At 77.2% G+C, this 23,639-nt stretch carries 5 protein-coding genes; 4 read left to right on the top strand and 1 reads right to left on the bottom strand.

Annotation, left to right across the window (positions count from 1 at the left end):
* Positions 1–178 precede the first annotated feature (178 nt).
* From ACLQ2W_RS31915 to ACLQ2W_RS31905, 3 genes are read left to right on the top strand one after another with little or no spacing between them, the layout of a single operon-like run.
* Positions 179–14,647 carry an SDR family NAD(P)-dependent oxidoreductase gene (locus ACLQ2W_RS31915; protein WP_425791374.1) on the top strand — a complete coding sequence of 4,823 codons (14,469 nt, stop codon included), beginning with the start codon at positions 179–181 and terminating at the stop codon, positions 14,645–14,647.
* Between the two features lie 29 nt (positions 14,648–14,676).
* A complete protein-coding gene (locus ACLQ2W_RS31910; RefSeq protein ID WP_425791372.1) occupies positions 14,677–16,239 on the top strand; it encodes a bifunctional 3-(3-hydroxy-phenyl)propionate/3-hydroxycinnamic acid hydroxylase in 1,563 nt (520 codons plus the stop codon).
* 30 nt (positions 16,240–16,269) lie between these two features.
* Positions 16,270–17,157 carry a class I SAM-dependent methyltransferase gene (locus ACLQ2W_RS31905; protein WP_405089283.1) on the top strand — a complete coding sequence of 296 codons (888 nt, stop codon included), beginning with the start codon at positions 16,270–16,272 and terminating at the stop codon, positions 17,155–17,157.
* Between the two features lie 52 nt (positions 17,158–17,209).
* Here ACLQ2W_RS31905 and ACLQ2W_RS31900 read toward each other — a convergent pair whose 3' ends face one another.
* A complete protein-coding gene (locus ACLQ2W_RS31900) occupies positions 17,210–17,965 on the bottom strand; it encodes a thioesterase II family protein (RefSeq protein WP_425791370.1) in 756 nt (251 codons plus the stop codon).
* 233 nt (positions 17,966–18,198) lie between these two features.
* Here ACLQ2W_RS31900 and ACLQ2W_RS31895 point away from each other — a divergent pair, with 233 nt between their 5' ends.
* Complete coding sequence (locus ACLQ2W_RS31895; protein WP_425791368.1) at positions 18,199–23,631, top strand: SDR family NAD(P)-dependent oxidoreductase; 5,433 nt, start codon at positions 18,199–18,201, stop codon at positions 23,629–23,631.
* The last annotated feature ends 8 nt before the right edge of the window (positions 23,632–23,639 follow it).

Raw genomic sequence — 23,639 nt, 5'->3', positions numbered from 1 at the left:
TCGACTGTCGGCGGTGGTACGCGGCGTCCTCGGGGCGTGCCCATCATCACCGCGCCGGCCCGCCGGAGGGCCCGCACGCGGCCGGGAACCGGGGTCCGGTTAGGGGGCGACAGGGGTAGGTCACCGCCGGGCCGCTGGCCAGACTTGGGCCGTTACGGCGAAGGACGGATGTGCTGACATGCTTCGGAGTGACCTGGTCCAGCCGTTGCCCGAACTGCTCCGGGCCCACGCCGGCCGGCTGCCGGACCAGGTGGCGTTCCGCGACGCGGACCGGGCGGTGTCCTGGGCCGCGCTGGAGGCGGTCACCGCCCGGCTGGCCGGCCACCTGGTCGACGCGGGTGTCGGCCGGGGCGAGCGGGTCGCGTTCTGCCTGGGCAACCGGGTGGAGACGGTGGAGACCTGGCTGGCCGTGACCCGGGCCGCGGCGGTCGGCGTACCGCTGAACCCGCGCAGCACGGACGCCGAGCTGGCCCACCTGCTCGACGACTCCGGCGCGGTGCTGGTGGTCACCGACCCGCAGCACCTCGACCAGCTCCTGCGGCTGCGTGCGGACCGGCCCGACCTGCGGATCTGGGTGACCGGCGACGGGCCGTACCCGGACCCGGCGACGGCCTGGCCGGCGCTCGTCGACGCGCCGCCGACCGCCGACGCCCGCGACGACCTCGGCCTGGACGAGGTCGCCTGGATGCTCTACACCTCCGGCACCACCGGCCGGCCCAAGGGCGTGCTCTCCACCCAGCGCACCTGCCTCTGGTCGGTGGCCGCCTGCTACGTGCCGGTGCCCGACCTGACCGCCGCGGACCGGGTGGTCTGGCCGCTGCCGCTGTTCCACAGCCTCTCCCACATCGGCTGCGTGCTGAGCGTGACCGCGGTCGGCGCGAGCGCCCGCCTGGTCGACGGCTTCGCCGCCGCCGACGTGCTGCGCGCGGTCGCCGAGGACGAGGCGACCGTGCTGGCCGGCGTGCCCGCCATGTACCACCACCTGGTCGACGCGGCCCGCGCCGACGGGTTCCGCGCGCCCGCGCTGCGAGTGTGCCTGGTCGGTGGCGCGATCACCACCGGGGAGCTGCGCCGCGCGTTCGAGGAGGTCTTCGACGCGCCGCTGCTCGACGCGTACGGCAGCACCGAGACGTGCGGCTCGATCGCGGTGACCCGCCCGGACGAGCCCCGGGCCGAGGGCTCCTGCGGCCGGCCGGTGGACGGCGTGCAGGTGCGCCTGGTCAGCCCGGACACCGGTCGCGACGTGCCGACCGGTGACGAGGGCGAGGTGTGGGTCCGCGGGCCGGGCGTCATGCTCGGCTACCACGGCCTGCCCGAGGCCACCGCGGCGGCGCTGCGTGACGGCTGGTACCGCACCGGAGACCTGGCCCGCCGCGACGCCGACGGGAACCTCTTCGTCACCGGCCGGCACCGGGAACTGATCATCCGGGGCGGCGAGAAGGTGCACCCGGTCGAGGTGGAGGACGTGCTGCGCGCGGTGCCCGGCGTGGCCGACGTGGCGGTCACCGGCCGCCCGCACGAGGTGCTCGGCGAGGTGTCGGTCGCGTACGTGGTGCCCGCGCCGGAGGGCTTCGCACCGGCCGCCGCGTACGCCGCCTGCCGCGAGCGGCTCGCGTACCACAAGGTGCCGCAGGAGCTGTACGAGATCGACGCGGTGCCGAGGACCGCCTCCGGGAAGGTCACCCGGCGGCTGCTGGCGGAGACGCCGGCCCGGCTGCGCGCGGTCAACGGCACACACCACGAGGCGCTGACCCGGCTCACCTGGCGTCCGCTGGCACCTGTCGACCGCGCGCCCGGCCGACGCTGGGCGGTCGTCGGGCCGCACGCCGGGGCGGTCGCCGACGCGCTGACAGCCGAGGGCGAGGACGTCCACACCGGCGCCCACTCCACCGACACCGACGCGGACGTGCTGGTGCTGGCCGGCGTCGACCCGGCGGCGCTGCCCGGCTGGCTCGACGACGCGCGCTACGCGACCGCCCGGGTGGTGGTGCTGACCAGCGGCGCGGTGGACGCGTCCACCGCCGACACGCCCGACGACCCCGACCTGGTCCCGGCCGCCGCCGTCGCCTGGGCGCAGGCGCGCTGCCGGCAGGCGGCCCGGCCGGACCGGATCGTGCTCGTCGACGCCGATCCCGCCTCGGCGGCGTTGCTGCCGTCCGTGGTGGACGCCGGCGCCGCCCAGGTCGCGCTGCGCGCCGGCACCGCCCGGTACGCGGTGCCCGCGCCGGCCGCCGCGCCGGCCCCGGAACACGCTGCCACGGTGCTCGACCCGGCCGCGCCGGCGGTGCTGGCCGGCGCGGACACCGCCGAGCGGGCGGCGCTGGCCCGGCACCTGACCGGCGCGTACGGCGCCCGGTCGCTGCGGCTGCTGCCGGTCGACGGCCCCACCACCGACCTCGCGACCCGGGACGGGGAACCGGTCGGGGCGGCCGTGCTGCGGGTCTGCGACGCCGACCTGACCGACCACGACCGGAGCGCCCGGCTGCTCGACCTGGCCGGCCGGCTGGACCGGGACACCCGGCACGCCGCCGCCACCGCGTACACCGTGCTGGTCCCCGCCGACGTGCTGCTCGGCGCCGCCGGACGGGAACCGGCGGCGGGCGCGGTCGCCGCGCTGCACGCGCTCGTCGCCCGGCGGCACGCGGCCGGGCTGCCGGCCCGGCTGGTCGGCGTGACCGGACCGGCGTGGGCCGAGACCGCCGCGTTCGACGTCGCGCACGACGGCGACGACCTGGTGCTGGTGGCCGGCCCGGCCGAGCGGGTGGCCGCCCACCCGGCCTGGCGCGGCCCGAGCCGGCCCGACGACGACGCGGACACGCTGCGCCGCCGGTTCGCGGCGCTCACCACCGCCGACGGCGACCGCCTCCTGGCCGACCTGGTCCGGGCCGCCACCGCCGAGGTCGCCGGGCTGCCGGGCGCGGGCGCGGTCCGGCCCGGCCGGGCGTTCACCGAACTCGGGTTCACCTCGGTCCGCGCGGTCGCGCTGCGCGACCGGCTGAACCGGGCCACCGGCGCCCGGCTCTCCGCCACCGCCGCGTTCGACCACCCGACACCCGCCGCGCTCACCCGGCACCTGGCCACGCTGCTGCGCGGCGCCGGCCCGACCGACGCCGGCCCCGCCGCCGGGACCGGCCCGGTCGCCGCCGACGACCCGGTGGCGATCGTCGCGATGGCGTGCCGGCTGCCCGGCGGCGTCACCGGCCCCGACGAGTTGTGGGAACTGCTCGAATCCGGCGGCGAGGGGCTCACCGGGTTCCCCACCGACCGGGGCTGGGACCTGGCGCACCTGTTCGCCGACGACCCCGACCGGGCCGGCACCTCGTACGTGCGGGTGGGCGGGTTCCTGGCCGGCGCCGGGGACTTCGACGCCACCCTGTTCGCGATCAGCCCGCGCGAGGCGCTCGCCATGGACCCGCAGCAGCGACTGCTGCTGGAGACGTCCTGGGAACTGTTCGAGCGCGCCGGGATCGACCCGACCGGGCTGCGCGGCAGCGCCACCGGCGTGTTCACCGGCGTGATGCACCACGACTACGCGGCCAACGTCGGCCAGGCGCCGCCCGGCACCGAGGGCTACCTCGGCGTCGGCACCGCCGGCAGTGTGGTCTCCGGGCGGGTCGCGTACGCGCTGGGCCTGGAGGGACCGGCGGTGACCGTGGACACCGCCTGCTCGTCGTCGCTCGTCGCGCTGCACCTGGCCGCGCAGGCGCTGCGCGCCGGGGACTGCGCGCTCGCGGTGGCCGGCGGCGTCGCGGTGATGGGCACCCCGCAGGCGTTCGTCGAGTTCAGCCGCCAACGCGGACTCGCGCCCGACGGCCGGTGCAAGGCGTTCGCCGAGGCCGCCGACGGCACCGGCTGGTCCGAGGGCGTGGCCGTGCTGCTGCTGGAACGGCTCAGCGACGCCCGCCGCCACGGCCACCCGGTGCTGGCGCTGCTGCGCGCCAGCGCGGTCAACTCCGACGGCGCGTCCAACGGGCTCACCGCCCCCAACGGGCCGGCCCAGGAACGGGTCATCCGGCGGGCGCTGGCCACCGCCGGCCTCGGACCGGGCGACGTGGACGCCGTCGAGGCGCACGGCACCGGCACCCGGCTCGGCGACCCGATCGAGGCGCAGGCGCTGCTCGCCACGTACGGGCAGGGCCGGCCGGCGGACCGTCCGCTGCTGCTCGGCTCGCTCAAGTCGAACCTCGGGCACACCCAGGCGGCGGCCGGCGCGGCCGGGGTGATGAAGATGGTGCTCGCGCTGCGCCACGGCACGCTGCCGCGCACGCTGCACGTGGACGCGCCGACCGGCGAGGTCGACTGGTCGGCCGGCGCGGTCGAGCTGCTCACCGACGCCCGGCCGTGGCCCGACGTGGACCGGCCCCGCCGCGCCGGCATCTCCTCGTTCGGCATCAGCGGCACCAACGCCCACGTCGTCGTCGAGGCGGCCCCCGCCGCGCCCACCCCGCCGCCGGTCACCCGGCAGCACCCGGCCGGCGTCGTGCCGTGGCTGCTCTCCGCGGCCAGCCGGGAGGGCCTGCGGGACCAGGCGGCCCGGCTGCTGAGCCGGCTCGACCGGATCGACGCCGACCCGGCCGACGTGGCGTACGCGCTGGCCACCACGCGGGCGGCGCTGGACCACCGGGCGGCGCTGCTGGTCGGCGACCCGGCCGACGCCCGCGCCGCGCTGACGGCGCTGAGCCGCGGCGACACCGACCCGGCCGGCGTGCTCACCGGCCGCGTCTCCGACGGCCGGCTCGCCGTGCTCTTCGGCGGGCAGGGCGGGCAACGCGCCGGCATGGGCCGGGAGCTGCGGGCGGCGTACCCGGTCTACGCGGAGGCGTTCGACGCCGCCTGCGCCGAACTGGACCGGCACGTCACCGGGCAGTCGGTCGCCGACGTGGTGCTCGCCCCGGACGGCGACACGCGGGCCGCGCTGCTGCACGAGACCCGCTACACCCAGCCGGCGCTGTTCGCCGTCGAGGTGGCGCTGCACCGGCTGCTCGAATCCTGGGGCGTCCGCCCGGACCTGCTGCTCGGCCACTCGATCGGCGAGATCGCCGCCGCGCACGTGGCCGGCGTGCTCACCCTCGCCGACGCCGCCGCGCTGGTCGCCGCGCGGGGCCGGCTCATGCAGGCGTTGCCGGCCGGCGGCGCGATGGTCGCGGTGGAGGCCGACGAGACCGAGGTGCTGCCACACCTGACCGACCGGGTCGGGCTGGCCGCCGTGAACGGGCCGACCGCCGTGGTGCTCTCCGGCGATGCCGACGCGGTCGAGGCGGTCGCCGCCACGCTGCGCGCCGCCGGCCGCCGCACCAGCCGGCTCCGGGTGTCGCACGCGTTCCACTCGCCGCGCATGACGCCGATGCTGGACGCGTTCCGGGAGGTCGCCGCCGGGCTGACCTACCGCGCGCCGCAACTGCCGGTGGTGTCCACGTTGACCGGCGCGCCGGTCGACGCGGCCCGGCTCACCTCGCCCGAGCACTGGGTGGCCCACGTCCGCGACACCGTGCGCTTCGCCGACGGCGTCCGCGCCCTGCACGCCGAAGGCGCCACCACGTTCCTGGAGATCGGCCCCGGCGGCGTGCTCACCGCGCTGGCCGCCGAGTGTCTCGCCGACGCCGGCGACGACCTGGCGTTCGTGCCCACGCTGCGGGCCGACACGCCCGAACCGGCGGCGCTGCTCACCGCCGCCGCCCGGCTGCACGTGCGCGGCGTGCCGGTGGACCGGGCCGCGCTGGCCGGCCCCGGCCCGCACGCGCCCGTCGCGCTGCCCACCTACGCGTTCCGGCACCGGCACTACTGGCTGCCCGCCACCCCCGGCGCACCGACCGGCGACGCCGGGCACCCGCTGCTCGCCGCCGTGCTGCCGGTCGCCGGCACCGGCCAGGTGCTCGCCACCGGACGGTTCACCGCCACCCGGCCGGCCACCCCGGACGGCGCCGCGCCGCTGCTGCCCGCCACCGTGCTGCTCGACGCGCTCGGCCACCTCGGCGAACGACTCGACACCCCGGTCCTGGCCGACCTGCGGATGCCGGAACCGGCGCCGCTGCCCGCCGGCCTCGCGGTCGACCTCCAGTTCGACGTCGCCGGCCCGGACGCCGTCGGCCGACGCGCCGCCCGCTGCCACGTCCGCGCCGGCGAGCACGAGCCGTGGCGGGCGGTCGCCGACGCGGTGCTCGCCCCGGCCGACCCGCTCGCCGCGCCCGGCGTACCGGCCCCGGCCTGGCCGCCGGCCGGCGCCCGCCCGGTCGAGGCGGCGCATCCGCTGCTGCGGGCCGCCTGGACCGCCGGGGACCGGCTGCACCTCGACGTACGGCTGCCCGACGACGCCGCCGACCCGGACGCCGAGCGGTACGGCGTGCACCCGGACGTGCTCGACGCCGCGCTGGACCTGCTCCCGCTGGCCGGGTTCGCCCCGCCGGCCGGGCCGGGGGAGCGGATCGTGCCCACCGACTGGACCGGCGTACGCCGGCACGCCACCGGCGCGTACGCGCTGCGGGTCAGTCTCGCCCCGGCCGGCGCGGACGCGGTCACGCTCACCGCCGTCGACGACGCCGGCCGGCCGGTGCTCGACGTCGACCGGATCGCGCTGCGGGCCGTGACGCTGCCGTCCGCCGCCGCCCCGGCGCCGGAGACCGGCCCGGCCGGGCTCTACACGGTGGACTGGCTGCCCGCCCCGAGCGGCCCGGTGCCCACCTGGACGCTCGCCGACGCGGTCCCGCCGACCGGGCCGCTGCCGCCGGTGCTGGTGCTGCGCCTGCCCGACGGCGACCCGGACAGCACCGTCGCGCAGCGCGCCGACGCGATCGGCCTGGACCTGCTCGGCGTGCTGCACCGCTGGCTCGACGACCCGCGCGCCGTCGACACCCGGCTCGCGGTGGCGGTCCGCGACGGCGACCCGGCGCACGCCCCGGCCGTCGGCCTGCTCCGGGTGGCCAGCGCCGAGCACCCCGACCGGTTCCTGCTGCTGCACCTGGACACCGTCGACGACACCACGGTCCGCGCCGCGCTGGCCGCCGCCGCCGACGAACCCGAGGTCGCGGTCCGCGACGGCCGCGCGTTGCTGCCCCGGCTCCGCCCGGTCACCGAGCCCGACGCCGCCGCGCGGCCCGCGCTGGCCGGCGGCGCGGTGCTGCTCACCGGCGGCACCGGCGGCCTCGGCCGGCACGTCGCGGTCCACCTCGCGCAGACGTACGGCGTGCGGGAACTGGTGCTGCTCAGCCGCACCGGCCGGCCCGCCCCGTGGACCGACGAGCTGGCGGCGACCGGCGTCGACGTCCGGGTGGTCGCCGCCGACGTGGCCGACCGGGGCGCGCTCGCCGCCGTGCTGGCCCCGCTCGCCGACCGGCTGGTGGCCGTCGTGCACGCCGCCGGCGCCACCGACGACGCGCTGCTCACCGACCTCGACCCGGACCGCTGGGCCGGCGCGCTGCGGGCCAAGGTGCACGGCGCCTGGCACCTGCACGAGCTGACCGCCGGCCTCGACCTGGCCGCGTTCGTGCTGTTCTCCTCCGCCTCGGCCACGTTCGGCAGCCCCGGCCAGGGCAACTACGCCGCCGGCAACGCGTTCCTCGACGCGCTCGCCGCGCACCGCCGCGCCCGCGGGCTGCCCGGCACCGCGCTCGCCTGGGGCCTGTGGGCCGAGACCGACGGGATGGCCGGCCGACTCACCGCCGCCGACCTGGCCCGGCTCGCCCGCACCGGCACCCGTCCGCTGGACGCCGCCGCCGGGCTGGCGCTGTTCGACGCCGCGCTGCGCGCCGAGCCGGCGACGCTGGTGCCGATCGGACTGGACCTGGCCGCCGTGCGCGCCACCGGGGAGGTGCCGGCGCTGCTGCGGGCACTGCTGCCGCCGGCCCCGCGCCGGGCCGTCGTCGCCGAGCCCGGCACCGGCACCGGAACCGGCTTCGCCGACCGCCTGGCCGGCCTCGGCGAGCCGGACCGGGCCACGCTCCTGCTCGACCTGGTCCGCACCCGCTGCGCCACGGTCGTCGGGCACGCCGGGCCGGACCAGATCGAACCGCGCCGGCCGTTCAAGGAACTCGGCTTCGACTCGCTGATGGCGGTGGAGCTGAGCAACCGGCTCTCCGCCGCCACCGGCGTCCGGCTCGCCCCGCACGCCGTGTTCAACCACCCCACCCCGGAACTGCTCGCCGCGCACCTGCACGCCCGGCTGCTCGGCACCGCCGCCACCGAGGTCGCCGACGCCACCACCGTCGCGCTCGACGAGCCGGTCGCGGTCGTCGCGATGGCCTGCCGGTTCCCCGGCGGCATCGGCTCCCCGGAGGAGCTGTGGCGGCTGCTCGACGCCGGCGGCGAGGTGATCGGCGACCTGCCCACCGATCGGGGCTGGCCGCTCGCCGACCTGTACGACCCGGAGCCCGGCACGCCCGGCCGCACCTACACCCGGGCCGGTGGCTTCCTCACCGGCCTCGCCGACTTCGACGCCGCGTTCTTCGGCATCAGCCCCCGCGAGGCGCTCGCCATGGACCCGCAGCACCGGCTGCTGCTGGAGACCTCCTGGGAGGCCCTGGAACGGACCGGCATCGACCCGGACACGCTGCGCGGCAGCCGCACCGGCGTGTTCGCCGGCACCCATGGCCAGGACTACGCCGACCGGATCACCCCCGGCGCCACCGCCGACGACGGCGAGACCGTCGCCGACGAGGGACACCTGCTCACCGGCACCGCCGCCAGCGTGCTCTCCGGGCGGGTCGCCTACGCGCTGGGGCTGGAAGGGCCGGCGGTCACCGTGGACACCGCCTGCTCCGCCTCGCTGGTGGCGCTGCACCTGGCCGCGCAGGCGCTGCGTCAGGGCGACTGCGACCTGGCGCTCGCCGGTGGCGTGTCGGTGCTGTCCGGTCCGGCCGGGCTGACCGGGTTCAGCCGCCAGCGTGGCCTCGCCCCGGACGGCCGGTGCAAGGCGTTCGCCGAGGACGCCGACGGGTTCGGCATGTCCGAGGGCGTCGGCGTGCTGGTGGTGGAACGGCTCTCCGACGCCCGCCGACGCGGCCACCCGGTGCTGGCCGTGGTGCGCGGCTCGGCGGTCAACTCCGACGGCGCGTCCAACGGCCTCACCGCCCCCAACGGGCCGTCCCAGGAACGCGTGATCCGGGCCGCGCTGGCCGCCGCCGGGCTCGACCCGGCCGACGTGGACGCGGTCGAGGCGCACGGCACCGGCACGCCGCTCGGCGACCCGATCGAGGCCGAGGCGATCCTCGCCACCTACGGCCGCCGGCCCGACGGCGTCCCGCCGCTGCTGCTCGGCTCCGTGAAGTCCAACCTCGGCCACACCCAGGCCGCGGCCGGCGTCGCCGGGATGCTCAAGGTCGTCCTCGCCATGCGGCACGGCCGGCTGCCCCGCACGCTGCACGCCGAGCACCGCACCAGCCGGGTCGACTGGGCGGCCGGCGCGGTCGACCTGCTCACCGAGGCCCGGCCGTGGCCGCGTACCGACCGGCCGGCCCGCGCCGGCGTCTCCTCGTTCGGCATCAGCGGCACCAACGCCCACGTGGTGCTCGAGGCCGTGCCGGACGAGCCGGCCGTGGACGCCGAGCCGCCGGCCGGGCCGGTGGCGCTGCCGTGGCTGCTCTCCGCGCGTACCCCGGAGGCGCTGGCCGGGCAGGCCCGCCGGCTGCGGGACCACCTCGCCGACCGGCCCGACCAGCGACCGCTGGACGTGGCCTGGTCGTTGGCCACCACCCGGGCCGGCTTCGACCACCGGGCAGTGCTGGTCGGCGGCCCGGTGGAGATCACCGCCGGGCTGGACGCGCTCGCCGCCGGCGAGCCCGCCACCGACCTGGTACGCGGCGACGTCACCGCCACCGGCAAGCTGGTGTTCGTCTTCCCCGGCCAGGGCTCCCAGTGGGCCGGCATGGCGCTGGACCTGCTCGACGAGGCGCCCGTGTTCGCCGAGCGGATGGCCGCCTGCGACGCCGCGCTGCGGCCCTGGCTGGGCCATCCACTGCGGGACCTGCTGCGCCAGACGCCCGGCACCCCGGACTTCGAACGGGCGGACGTGGTGCAGCCGCTGCTGTTCGCGGTGATGGTGTCGCTGGCCGAGCTGTGGCGCTCGTACGGCGTGCAGCCCGCCGCCGTGGTCGGCCACTCGCAGGGCGAGATCGCCGCCGCCTGCGTGGCCGGCGTGCTGTCGCTGACCGACGCCGCCCGACTGGTGGCGCTGCGTGCCCGCGCGCTGCGCAAGCTGGCCGGCGCCGGAGTGATGGCCGCCGTGCCGCTCCCGGCCGAGGTGGTCCGCGAACGGATCGCCCGGTACGGCGACCGGCTGGCCGTGGCCGCGGTCAACGGCCCGGCGAACGTGGTGGTCTCCGGCGAACCGGACGCGGTCGACGCGTTCGCCGCCGAGCTGGACGCCGACCGCATCCGGCTGCGCCGGATCCCGATCGACTACGCGTCCCACTCCCCGCAGGTGACGCGGATCCGCGCCGAGCTGGCCGAGGCGGTCGCCGGCGTCACGCCCGGACCGGCGGCGGTGCCGATCTACTCCACCACCGACCTGTGCTGGCTCGGCGGCGAGGAGATGGACGCCGACTACTGGTACCGCAACCTGCGCCAGCCGGTCGAACTGGCCGACGCGGTACGCGCGCTGACCGCCGAGGGCCACCACACGTACGTCGAGTGCAGCCCGCATCCGGTGCTCACGCCGGGCATCGAGCAGACGGTCCAGGAGCACGACCACCCGGCGGTGGTGGTCGGTTCGGTGCAGCGCGGCCGGGGCGACCGGGCCCGGTTCCTGCTCTCCGTGGCCGCGCTGCACGTGCGCGGCGTACCCGTCGACTGGCAGCCGGTGCTGGCCGGCGGACGCCGGGTCGACCTGCCCACGTATGCGTTCGCGCACCGCCGCTACTGGCCCCGCCCGGTCACCGGCGCCGCCGACGTCGGCGCGGCCGGGCTGGCCGCCGCCGGGCATCCGCTGCTCGGCGCGTCGGTGCCGCTGGCTGACGGGCGGGGGCACCTGTTCACCGGCCGGCTCGCGGTCGCCGAGCAGCCCTGGCTGGCCGACCACCGGGTCGCCGGCCGGGTGCTGGTGCCCGGCACCGGGCTGGTCGAGCTGTGCCTGCGGGCCGGCGACGAGGTGGGCTGCCCCGCCCTCGACGAGCTGGTCATCGAGGCGCCGCTGACGTTGCCCGAGGACGCGGCCACCCAGGTGCAGGTCGCGGTCGGTCCGCCCGCCGACGACGGCCGTCGCCCGGTCACCGTGCACTCCCGGCCCGCCGCCGGCCCGGCCGACGCGCCGTGGACCCGGCACGGCAGCGGCACGCTCTCCGCCGCCGAAGCCACCCCGGCGACGCCGGCCGGGCCGCCGCCGGACGCCCACGCCGTCGACCTGACCGGCTTCTACGACCGCCTGGTCGACGAGGGGTACGGCTACGGTCCGGCGTTCCAGGGCCTGCGCGCGGTCCGGACCGGCGACGACGAGGTGTACGCCGAGGTGGAGCTGCCGGCCGGCCCGCGCGCCGACGCCGACCGGTACGCGCTGCACCCGGCGCTGCTCGACGCCGCGCTGCACGCCGCGCACTTCGGTGGTCTCGCCGACGCCGGCGGCGAGAAGATCCTGCTGCCGTTCGCCTGGAACGGGCTCACCGTGCACGCCACCGGCGCCACCACGCTGCGGGTCCGGCTGCGGCGGGTCGGCCCGCACGCGTTCGCGCTGTCCGCCACCGACCCGGCCGGCGCGCCGGTGGTCGAGGCGGCGTCGCTGGCCATGCGCCCGATCTCCCGCGCCGAGCTGGGCGCCCGCGACGACGCGGTCACCGACGCGCTGTTCCACCTGACGTGGCAACCGCTGCCGACGCCCACCGCGCCGACCCCGGCCCGGATCGCCGTGCTCGCCGCCGACGCGGATCTGTCCCACGTGGCCGATCCGTCCGCCGCCGATCTGCCGCGCCACGCCGACCTGTCCGCGCTGGCCGCCGCGATCGACGCCGGTGCCACGACGCCGGACGCGGTGCTCGCGCCGCTCACCGCCGGGGCCGGTGGGCACCGGACGACGACCCGCACCGACCCCGCCGCCCCGGACCGGGCGCGACGGCTCGCCGGGGACGCGCTCGCGCTGGTGCAGCGCTGGCTGGCCGAGCCGCGCTGGGCCGAGACCCGGCTGGTGCTGCTCACCCGCGGCGCGGTCGGCGTGCACGGGCCCGGTGAGGTCGACGACCCGGCCGCCGCCGCCGCGTGGGGCCTGGTCCGCTCCGCCCAGTCCGAACACCCGGACCGGTTCGTGCTGCTCGACGCCGACGCCATGCCCGACGCGGCGACCCTGACCGCCGTGCTCGCCGCCGACGAGCCGCAGCTGGCGCTGCGCGACGGCGGCGCGTACGCGCCCCGGCTGGCCCGCCGCGCCGACGCGCCGACGCTCACCCCGCCCGTCGACGCGACCGCCTGGCGGCTGGACGTGCCCCGCCGGGGCAGCCTCGACCACCTGGCGCTGGTGCCCACCGACGCGGCCGACGCGCCGCTCGGCGCGTACGACGTGCGGGTCCGGGTCCGCGCCGCCGGCCTGAACTTCCGCGACGTGCTCAACGCGCTCGGCCTCTACCCGGGCGATCCCGGCCCGCCCGGCGGGGAGGCCGCCGGTGTCGTCGCCGAGGTCGGCGCGGCGGTCACCGACCTGCGCCCCGGCGACCGGGTGCTCGGCGTGTTCACCGGCTGCTTCGGCCCGGTCGCGGTCACCGACCGGCGGCTGCTCGCGCCGGTGCCGGACGGCTGGACGTTCGCGCAGGCCGCGACCGTGCCGGTGGTGTTCCTCACCGCCTGGCGCGGGCTGGTCGGGCTGGGCCGGCTGCGGGCCGGGGAGTCCGTGCTGGTGCACGCCGGCGCCGGTGGCGTCGGCATGGCGGCGGTGCAGATCGCCCGCCACCTCGGCGCGGACGTCTTCGCCACCGCCAGCGAGAGCAAGTGGCCCGCGCTGCGGGAGCTGGGCGTGCCCGCCGACCACCTGGCGTCGTCCCGGACGCTCGACTTCGAGGCGCGTTTCCTCGACACCACCGGCGGCCGGGGCGTGGACGTGGTGCTCGACTCGCTGGCCCGCGAGTTCGTCGACGCGTCGCTGCGGCTGCTGCCGCGCGGCGGCCGGTTCCTGGAGATGGGCAAGACCGACCTGCGCGACCCGGCCCGGGTCGCCGCCGACCACCCCGGCGTCGACTACCAGGCGTACGACCTGACGCAGGTCGAGCCGGACGAGATCCAGCGGATGCTCACCGAACTGCTGGCGTTGTTCGCCGCCGGCGCGTTGCGCCCGCTGCCGGTGCGCGCCTGGGACGTCCGGCAGGCCCCGGACGCGTTCCGCTACGTCAGCCAGGCCCGGCACGTCGGCAAGGTGGTGCTCACCATGCCCGAGACGTGGGACCCGGACGGCACGGTGCTGCTCACCGGCGGCACCGGCCTGCTGGGCGGCCTGGTGGCCCGCCGGCTGGTCACCGGGCACGGCGTCCGGCACCTGCTGCTGGCCAGCCGGGGCGGCCCGGACGCGCCCGGCGCGGCCGAGTTGACCGCCGAGCTGACCGCGCTCGGCGCCACCGTCACCGTGGCCGCCGCCGACGTCGCCGACCGGGACGCGGTGGCGGGGCTGCTCACCGCCGTGCCGGCGGCGCATCCGCTCACCGCCGTGGTGCACCTGGCCGGCGTGCTCGACGACGGCGTGGTCACCGCGCTCACCCCGGAACGCCTCGACACCGTGTTCCGCCCCAAGGTGGACGCCGCCCGTCACCTCGACGAGCTGACCCGCCACCTCGACCTCGCCGGGTTCGTGCTGTTCTCCTCCGGGGCCGGCGTGTTCGGCGTGCCAGGCCAGGGCAACTACGCCGCCGCCAACGCCTGGCTGGACGCGCTGGCCCGGCGGCGACGCGGCGCCGGACTGCCCGCCCGCGCGTACGCCTGGGGGCTGTGGGCGCAGGCCAGCACGCTGACCGCCGGCGTGGACCGGGCCGGCACCACCCGCGACGGGCAGCTCGCGATCCCGTCCGACCTGGGCATGGCGCTGTTCGACGCCGGCCTCGCCGCGCCGGAGGAACACCTGGTGCCGACCCGCGTCGACCGGGCCGCGCTGGCCGGCCGGCCGCACGTGCCGGCGCTGATGCGCGGCCTGGTCCGCGTCGACCGGCCGAAGGCCCGCGCCGCCACCACCGGCGGCGCCGACCTGGCCGGGCGGCTGCGCGCGCTCACCGGCGCGGAACAGTCCGCGCTCCTGCTCGACCTGGTCCGGGCCACCGCCGCGGCGGTGCTCGGCCACGGCAGCCCGGACGCCATCCGCGAGGGCCAGGCGTTCCACGAGCTGGGCTTCGACTCGCTGACCGCGGTCGAGCTGCGCAACCGGCTCACCGAGGCGACCGGGGAACGGCTGCCGGCCACCGCCGTCTTCGACTACCCGGACCCGGCGGCGCTGGCCGGCTACCTACGCTCCCGGCTGGTGCCCGACGGCGCGCAGGCCGCCCCGGCGGTGCTCGCCGAGCTGGAACGCCTGGAACGGGCGCTCGCCGAGACCACCGTCGAGGCGGACCTGCACACCCAGGTGGCGGCGCGGCTGGAGGTGCTGGTCGCCAAGTGGCGGACCATGCGCGGCGCCTCCGCCACCGACGACGACCTGGACCTCGACCGGGCCAGCGACGACGAGATCTTCAGCCTGATCGACACGGAACTCGGGCTGTGACGGCCCAGGCGGACGAACGAGGGACGGCGATGACCGACGTACTGATCGTGGGCTACGGCCCGGTGGGCCAGGTGGCCGCGATCCTGCTGGCGCAGCGCGGCTTCACGGTGCGGGTGCTGGAGAAGTGGACCACCCCGTACAGCATGCCGCGCGCCGTCTCCTACGACGGCGAGGCCAGCCGGATCCTCGCCGCCTGCGGCGTGGCCGACCGGCTCGGCGACGTGACCGAACTGTCCGGCGAGTACACCTGGAAGAACGGCTTCGGCCGGACGCTGCTGCACGTGCGCGCCGCGCCGGACGGCCCGTCCGGGTGGCCCGACTCCACGTCGTTCTACCAGCCCGGCGTGGAGGAACGGCTGGCCGAACGCGGTGCGGAACTGCCCGGCGTGCAGGTGCAGCGCGGCATCGAGGTGACCGGCCTGACCGACCACGGCGACCGGGTCGAGGTGACCGCCGTGGACGGCGACGGCGGCCCGCACACCTACACCGCGTCCTGGGTGCTCGGCTGCGACGGCGCGAACAGCTTCGTCCGGGGCTGGCTCGGCGCCGGCGTCACCGACCTCGACTTCACCCACGACTGGCTGGTCTGCGACGTGGTGCTGCACACGCCGCGCGAGTTCACCCCGAACAACCTCCAGATCTGCGACCCGGCGCGCCCGCGTACCGCCGTCTCCGCCGGGCCGAACCACCGGCGGTGGGAGTTCATGCGGGTGCCGGGGGAGACCCTGGAGGAGTTCCGCACCGAGGCCAGCGCCTGGCGGCTGCTCGGCCTGTTCGACATCACCCCGGACAACGCCCGGCTGGACCGGTACGGCGTCTACACCACCCAGGCCTGCTCCGCCGACGTGTGGCGGCGCGGCCGGGTGTTCCTGGCCGGCGACGCCGCGCACGTCATGCCGCCGTTCCTCGGGCAGGGCATGAGTTCCGGCTTCCGCGACGTGGTCAACCTGGCGTGGAAACTCGACCTGGTGCGCCGCGGCCGGGCCGGGGAGGCGCTGCTCGACACGTACCAGGTGGAACGGCGCGCACACGTGCAGCACGCGATCCGGATGTCGATGGACTCCGGGGCGGTGATCTGCGAGACCGACCAGAAGAAGGCCGCCGGCCGGGACTCGGTGATGCTGGCCGCGCTGCGCCGGCGTACCCAGCAGCGGCACGTCCGCTCGCTGCGCGAGGCGATCGTGGACGGGGTGCTGCACCGCGCCGACGACGGCACGCCCACCCCGCACGCCGGTGAACCCGCGCCGCAGGGCCGGGTGACCGTCGACGGGCGCACCGGCGGCTTCGACGACGTGGTGGGCGTCGGCTTCACGCTGCTCACCCGGGAACCCGCCACGCTCGACGACGACGCGGTCGCGTTCCTCGACGACCTCGGCGCGTACCGGCTGGTCGTGCGGCCGGCCGACGACGACGCGGCGGCCGGCGACCTGGCCGACCTCGACGGCGTCTACTCGACCTGGCTGGGCGGCGCGGACGCCGCGCTGATCCGGCCGGACTTCTATCTCTTCGGCGTGGCCGCCGGCCCCGACGCCGCCGCCACCCTGGTGGCCGACCTGCGCCGGCAGGTCGCCGCGCCCGCCCTGCAGCCCTGACCAACCCCCGCACAGCCCTGAGGAGCTGACATGCTGGAGAACCTCCGCACCCTCGGCCGGGTCATCCGGACCCTGGCCACCAAGGACCCGGTGACCCGGGTCCGCCGGTTCTACGAGATCCAGTCGCCGGACGTCGAGTTCGCGGCCCGCACCTCCCGCTACATGAACGTCGGCTACTGGGAGGAGGGCGTCACCAGCATCGACGTGGCCGGCCAGGCGCTGGCCGACAAGCTCGCCGACGCCGCCGGGTTCAAGCCCGACGACACCGTGGTCGACGTCGGCTTCGGCTACGGCGACCAGGACTTCGCCTGGCTGCGGGACCGCCGGGTGGCGAAGGTGCACGGCATCAACGTGACCCCCCGGCACGTCGAGCACGCCCAGGAACGGGCCCGCCGCGAGGGCCTCGCCGACCGGGCCGACTTCCAGCTCGGCACCGCCACCGCGCTGCCGTTCCCGGACGCCAGCGTGGACCGCGTGGTGGCGCTGGAGTCGGCGTTCCACTTCCACCCGCGCAGCGCGTTCTTCGCCGAGGCGTTCCGGGTGCTGCGGCCGGGCGGCACCATCGCCACCGCCGACATCATCCCGCTGAGCAACGACACCCCGCGCATGTCGATCAGCTCGGGCCCGCTCAGCTTCGTCAAGTTCAGCCTGCCGGACGAGAACTGGCACGACCGCAAGACCTACGGCGAGCAGCTCGCCGCCGCCGGCTTCGGCGCCGTCGAGGTGCACTCCATCGCGGACCGCACCTGGGAGGGCTGGCGCCGGTTCCAGTCCGCCCGCCCGTCCGACCCGGCGTTCCGGGCCGCCGCCGACGGCAGCGCGGTCAAGGGGATGGCCAACCACTGGCGCGACACCGAGCTGATCAAGAAGGAGCTGGGCCTGCTCGACTACGTCATCGCGGTGGCGCAGAAGCCGTGAACCGCCACGGTCCCCGCCGCCCGGACCGGGCGGCGGGGACCGGCGTGCGGAATCAGCGGACCGCCGCGCCGGTCAACGCCGCCGAAAGGGTACGCAGGATCGCCGGCTGGTGGGACGCCAGGAAGAAGTGCCCGCCCGGGAAGACGTGCAGGTCGAACGCGCCGGTGGTGTGCTCCGACCACGCCCTCGCCTCGTCCACGGTGGTCTTCGGGTCGGCGTCCCCGGTGAACACCGTGACCGGGCAGCTCAGCTTCGGCCCCGGCGCGTACGTGTAGGTCTCCGCCGCCCGGTAGTCGCTGCGGATCGCCGGCAACGCGGCACGCAGCATGTCCGGGTCACCGAGCAGCGCCGAGTTGGGGCCGCTGAGCTTCTTCACGTCGGCCAGCAGCCCCTCGTCGTCGAGCAGGTGCACCGTCTCGTGCCGGTGACACGACGGCGCCCGACGGCCGGACGGGAACAGGTGCGCCACCGTCCCACCCTCGGCCTCGATCAGCCGCGCCACCTCGAAGCCCAGCGTCGCGCCCATGCTGTGCCCGAAGAACGCCAACGGCCGGTCCCGCCAGGGCCGCAGCACGTCGGCCACCTGCCGGGCCAGCTCACCGATGCTCGGCACGCACGGCTCGTGCCGGCGGTCCTGCCGGCCCGGGTACTGGACGCTGAGCACCTCCACGGCCGGTGACAGCGCCCGGGACACCGGGAAGAAGAAGCTCGCGGAGCCGCCGGCGTGCGGCAGGCACACCAGTCGCGGGGCGTCGTCCGGGGCCGGATGGAACCGGCGAACCCACAGGCCGTTGTCGTGGTCGGTCATCGTCACGCGGTCCTTCCGGCGGTGGCGCCCGCGACCCGGGCGCCAGGGCGGTCCACCGGACGGTAACCGGGCCGCCGCCGGCCCGGCCACCCCCTAGCCCGCCGGGCGTACGGGTTAGGGGTTGTCGCAGCTCAGCGCGACGCCATAGCTTCCCCGCAAAGGGGACCCGTGGCTCCCGGATGACGCGTGCGCGCCGGACGACGGCAGGTCCCCGCCGACCGAGGGTCAGGTTGATGGACACCGAAGAGAAGCTCCGGGAGTATCTGAAGAGGGTCACCACCGACCTGCGGCGGACCCGGCAACGGCTCCGCGACGTGGAGGACTCCGCCCGCCAGCCGATCGCCGTGGTCGGCATGGCGTGCCGCTTCCCCGGCGGGATCACCTCGCCGGACGCGCTGTGGGACCTGGTGGCCGCCGGCGGCGACGCGATCGGCCCGTTCCCCGACGACCGGGGCTGGGACCTCGCCACGCTCTACGACCCGGACCGGGAACGCCCCGGCACGTCCTGCGTGCGCGACGGTGGCTTCCTGACCGACGCCGCCGGCTTCGACCCGGCGTTCTTCGGCGTCTCGCCCCGCGAGGCGCTCGCCATGGACCCGCAGCAGCGGCTGCTGCTGGAGGTGTCCTGGGAGGCGTTCGAAACCGCCGGCGTCGACCCCACCGGGCTGCGCGGCGCACGCGTCGGCGTCTTCGCCGGCCTGACCCACGCCGACTACGCGGCCGGTGCCGCCGACGTGCCCGACGGGGTCGCCGACTACCTGGGACTGGGTAGCGCCGGCAGCGTCAGCTCCGGCCGGGTGTCGTACGCGTTCGGGTTCGAGGGGCCGGCCGTCACCGTCGACACCGCCTGCTCGTCGTCGCTTGTCGCGCTGCACCTGGCCGTGCAGTCGCTGCGCGCCGGCGAATCCGACCTGGCCCTGGCCGGCGGCGTGACCGTGCTGCCGACCCCGTCGATCTTCGTGGACTTCACCCGGCAGAACAACCTGTCCCGGGGCGCCCGCTGCCGGGCGTTCGCCGACGCCGCCGACGGCACCGCGCTCGGCGAGGGCATCGGCGTGCTCCTGGTCGAGCGTCTCGCCGACGCCCAGCGGCTCGGCCACCGGGTCCTCGCCGTGGTGCGCGGGTCGGCGGTGAACCAGGACGGCGCGTCGAACGGGTTGACCGCGCCGAACGGGCCGTCGCAGCAGCGGGTGATCCGGGCCGCGCTCGCCGACGCCCGGTTGTCCGCCGCCGAGGTGGACGTGGTGGAGGCGCACGGCACCGGCACCACGCTCGGTGACCCGATCGAGGCGCAGGCGTTGCTGGCCACGTACGGGCAGGAGCGGGAGACGCCGCTGCTGCTCGGCTCGATCAAGTCGAACATCGGCCACACCCAGACCGCCGCCGGCGTGGCCGGCGTGATCAAGATGGTGCAGGCGATGCGGCACGGCACGGTGCCGGCCACGCTGCACGTGGACGCGCCCTCGTCCAAGGTGGACTGGACGGCCGGTGCGGTCGAGCTGGCCACGTCGGCCCGGGACTGGCCGGCCGCCGACCGGCCCCGCCGCGCCGCGGTGTCGTCATTCAGCATCTCCGGCACCAACGCCCACGTGATCCTGGAAGCGCCCACCCCCGCCGAGGACGAGCCGCCGGCCACCCTCGACGCGGCGGCGTTGCCGGTGCTGCCGTGGCTGGTGTCGGGGCGGTCGCCGGACGCGCTGGCGGGTCAGGCGGCGCGGCTGCTCGACCACCTGCGCGCGAACGCCGACCTGTCGCCGGCCGACGTCGGCTTCTCGTCGGCGACCACGAGGGCCGCGCTGGCGCACCGGGCGGTGGCGGTCGGCGCGGACCGCGACGCGCTGCTGGCCGGCCTGGCCGCGCTGGCCGAGGGCGATGCGGCCCCCGGTCTGGTGACCGGCGAGGCGTCGTCGGGCCGTCGGGCGGTGTTGTTCACCGGTCAGGGTGCGCAGCGGGCCGGCATGGGTCGGGAGCTGTATGCGGCGTTTCCGGTGTTCGCGGATGCGTTCGACCGGGTGTGCGCGTCGTTCGCGGGTCGGCTGGAGCGGCCGGTGCGGGAGGTGGTGTTCGACGGCGGTGACCTGCTGGACCAGACCGTCTACGCGCAGGCGGGGTTGTTCGCGGTGGAGGTGGCCCTGTGGGAGTTGCTGTCGTCGTGGGGGGTGTCCGCCGACTATCTGGCGGGGCATTCGATCGGTGAGGTGACGGCCGCTCATGTGGCGGGTGTGCTGTCGCTTTCGGATGCGTGTGCTCTGGTGGCGGCGCGTGGGTCGTTGATGCAGGCGTTGCCGGCCGGCGGCGGGATGCTGGCGGTGGGCGCGTCGGAGTCCCAGGTCCGGGAGCTGGCGGCCGACGTCGACGTGGCGGCGGTGAACGGTCCGTCGTCGGTGGTGCTCTCCGGCGCGGTCGAGGGTCTGGACCGAGTGGCCGAGGAGTGCGCTGGCAAGGGTTGGCGGGTGAAGCGGCTCAGGGTCAGTCACGCGTTCCACTCGCGGTTGATGGAGCCGATGCTGGACGGGTTCCGGGCTGCCATTGCCGGCTTGGACTGGCAGGCTCCGCGTCTGCCGATCGTGTCGAATCTGACCGGGCGGCTCGCCGACCCGGCCGAGATCGCGGGTCCGGACTACTGGGTGCGGCACGTGCGGGAGGCGGTGCGGTTCGCCGACGGGGTGGCCACGCTGCACGAGTTGGGCGTGTCCACGTTCCTGGAGGTGGGTCCGGACGCGACGTTGACCGCGATGGCCGCCGACACCCCGGTCGACCGGCCGGTCCATCACATCCCCGCAATTCGGCGGGACCAGGACGAGGTCACCGCGCTGACCACGGCGGTGGCCCGGCTGCACGTGGCCGGCACACCTGTGGACTGGGCGGCCTGGTTCACCCGGGACGGGCGGCGGCCGGCCATCGTCGACCTGCCCACCTACGCGTTCCAGCACCAGCGGTACTGGATCGACGCCCGCACCGCCGGCCACGACGCCGCCGGCCTGGGCGCCCGCGCCGCCGGTCACCCGCTGCTCGACACCGCGCTCGCCACCGCCGCCGGCGACGTCCGCGTCCACGGCGGCCGGCTGTCCGCGCGTACCCAGCCGTGGCTCGCCGACCACGTCGTGCGCGGCCGGATCGTCGTCCCCGGCACCGCGCTGGTCGAGTTGGCGCTGCACGCCGGCGCGCAGGCCGGCTGCGACACCGTCGAGGAACTCACGCTCGCCGCGCCGCTCGTCCTGCCCGACGACGGCGCCCGCACGCTCCAACTCCAGCTCGCCGCGCCCGACGAGGACGGCCGACGCCGGATCACCGTCCACTCCCGGCCCGCCGACGACCCGCACGCCGACTGGACCGCCCACGCCGACGGCGTCCTCGCCCCCGGCGCGGGCGAACCCGCCGAGCCGCTGACCGCCTGGCCACCGCCCGGCGGCGTCGTCGTGCCGGTCGAACCGATCTACACCCGGCTCCGCGAACTCGGCGTCGCCCACGGGCCCACGTTCCGTGGACTGCGCGCCGCCTGGCGTACGCCCGACGGGGTCTTCGCGGAGGTGGAACTGCCCGACGGCACCGCCACCACCGGCTACGCGCTGCACCCGGCGCTGCTCGACGCCGCGCTGCACGTCGTCGGCCTCGCCGACGACCCCGCCGCCGACGACGCCGGCGCCCGGCTGCCCTGGGCCTGGAGCGGCGTCACGCTCACCGCCGAGGGCGCCACCCACCTGCGAGTACGGCTCACCCGCAGCGGCCCGGCCAGCACGCTGACGCTCGCCGACGCCGCCGGCGCGCCGGTGGCCCGCATCGACGCGCTGGTGTCCCGCCCGCTCGCCGCCGACCAACTCGACCCCGGCACCGCCGACCTGCCCCTCTACGACCTGCGCTGGAACCCGGTGCCGCTGCCGGCCCGACCGGCCACCGGAATCGTGCCGCTCGCCCCGGGCACCGGCCTCGCCGGGACCGCCGACGACGCCCGGCTGGTGCTCGTCCCCGTCCACGACACCGCGTCGGACGACCCGCTCGCCGACACCCGCGCCCGGCTCGCCGACACGCTCACGCTGATCCAGGACTGGCTGGCCGGCGACCGGCACGCCGACCGGCGGCTCGTGGTGCTCACCCGGGGCGCGGCACCCGCCGACGGTGACGTCACCGACCTGGCCGGCGCCGCCGTCTGGGGGCTCGTCCGCGCGGCGCAACTCGAACACCCCGGCCGGTTCGTCCTCGCCGACCTTTCCGGTGACGACGACGCCGACCTGCTCGCCCGCGCGCTCGCCGCCGACGAACCCCAGTTCGCGCTCCGCGACGGCCGGCTGCTCGTGCCGCGCCTCGCCCCGGCCGAACCCGACCCGACCGGCGCCGTCGACCTCGTCCCCGACGGCACCGTGCTGATCACCGGCGCGACCGGCGCGCTCGGCGGCGTCGTCGCCCGGCACCTCGTCAGCCACCACAAGATCCGGCACCTGCTGCTGGTCAGCCGGCACGGCGCCGACGCCCCCGGCGCGGCCGACCTGCTCGCCGACCTCACCCGCCTCGGCGCCCGGGCCAGCCTCGTCGCCGCCGACGTGGCCGACCGCGACCAGCTCGCCGGGCTGCTCGCCGCCGTGCCCGCCGAACATCCGCTCGCCGGCGTGGTGCACGCCGCCGGCACGCTCGACGACGCCGTGGTCACCGCGCTCACCCCGGCCCGCACCGAGACGGTGCTGCGCCCCAAGGCCGACGCCGCCTGGCACCTGCATGACCTCACCCGCCACCTCGACCTGCCCATGTTCGTGCTGTTCTCCTCGATCGCCGGGCCGCTCGGCGCACCCGGGCAGGGCAACTACGCGGCGGCCAACGCGTTCCTCGACGGCCTCGCCCACCACCGCCGCGCCGCCGGGCTCGCCGCCACGTCACTGGCCTGGGGCCCCTGGGCGGAAACCGGCGGCATGACCCGCGACCTGGGCGCCGCCGGCCGGGACCGCCTCGCCCGCCAGGGCATCGTCCCGCTCCCCACCGACCGGGCCCTGGCCCTGTTCGACGCCAGCCGGCGCGGCCGGCAGCCGCTGCTGCTCCCGGTCCACCTCGACCTGGCGGCGCTGCGGACCCGCACCGGCCGCGACGAGCTGCCGGCGCCGCTGCACGGCCTCGCCGGCGGGCCCGCGCGCCGCGCCGCCGCGACGACCACCGGCGGCCTCGCCGACCGGCTCGCCGGGGCGTCCGCCGAGGACCGGGCCCGACTGGTCGCCGAGCTGGTCGCCGGCCAGGTCGCCGACGTGCTCGGGTACGCGTCACCGGCCGCCGTCGGACCCGACCGCTCCTTCACCGAACTCGGCTTCGACTCGCTCACCGCCGTCGACCTGCGCAACCGGCTCACCGCCCGGACCGGGCTGACCCTGCCGGCGACGATGGTCTTCGACCATCCCACCCCGGCGGCGCTGACCGGGCACCTGCTGGGCCGGCTCGGACCGGCCGCGACCGCGCCCACCGTTCTCGACGAGCTGGACCGCCTCGAAGCCGCGTTCGCCGCCACTGGAGCCGACACGCTCGCCGAACTGACCGCCGACGACGAGACCCGTACCGCCGTCGCGGCCCGGCTCCGCGCCCTGCTCGCCCGCTGGGACGGCGACGGCGGCGAGGTGGCCGCCAGCCTCGACGACGCCAGTGACGACGAACTGTTCGACTTCATCGACAGCCGCTTCGGCCGGTCCTGACCCGCGAC

It is taken from the genome of Micromonospora sp. DT227, assembly GCF_049841835.1.
GTDB lineage: Bacteria > Actinomycetota > Actinomycetes > Mycobacteriales > Micromonosporaceae > Micromonospora.
This window is presented reverse-complemented; position numbering and strand designations above follow the sequence as displayed.

Bases quoted from the DNA above. Each gene is read 5' to 3' on its own strand.
- ACLQ2W_RS31900 (WP_425791370.1), bottom strand. From the start codon at position 17,965: ATGACCGACCACGACAACGGCCTGTGGGTTCGCCGGTTCCATCCGGCC.
- ACLQ2W_RS31895 (WP_425791368.1), top strand. From the start codon at position 18,199: ATGGACACCGAAGAGAAGCTCCGGGAGTATCTGAAGAGGGTCACCACC.
- ACLQ2W_RS31905 (WP_405089283.1), top strand. From the start codon at position 16,270: ATGCTGGAGAACCTCCGCACCCTCGGCCGGGTCATCCGGACCCTGGCC.
- ACLQ2W_RS31915 (WP_425791374.1), top strand. From the start codon at position 179: ATGCTTCGGAGTGACCTGGTCCAGCCGTTGCCCGAACTGCTCCGGGCC.
- ACLQ2W_RS31910 (WP_425791372.1), top strand. From the start codon at position 14,677: ATGACCGACGTACTGATCGTGGGCTACGGCCCGGTGGGCCAGGTGGCC.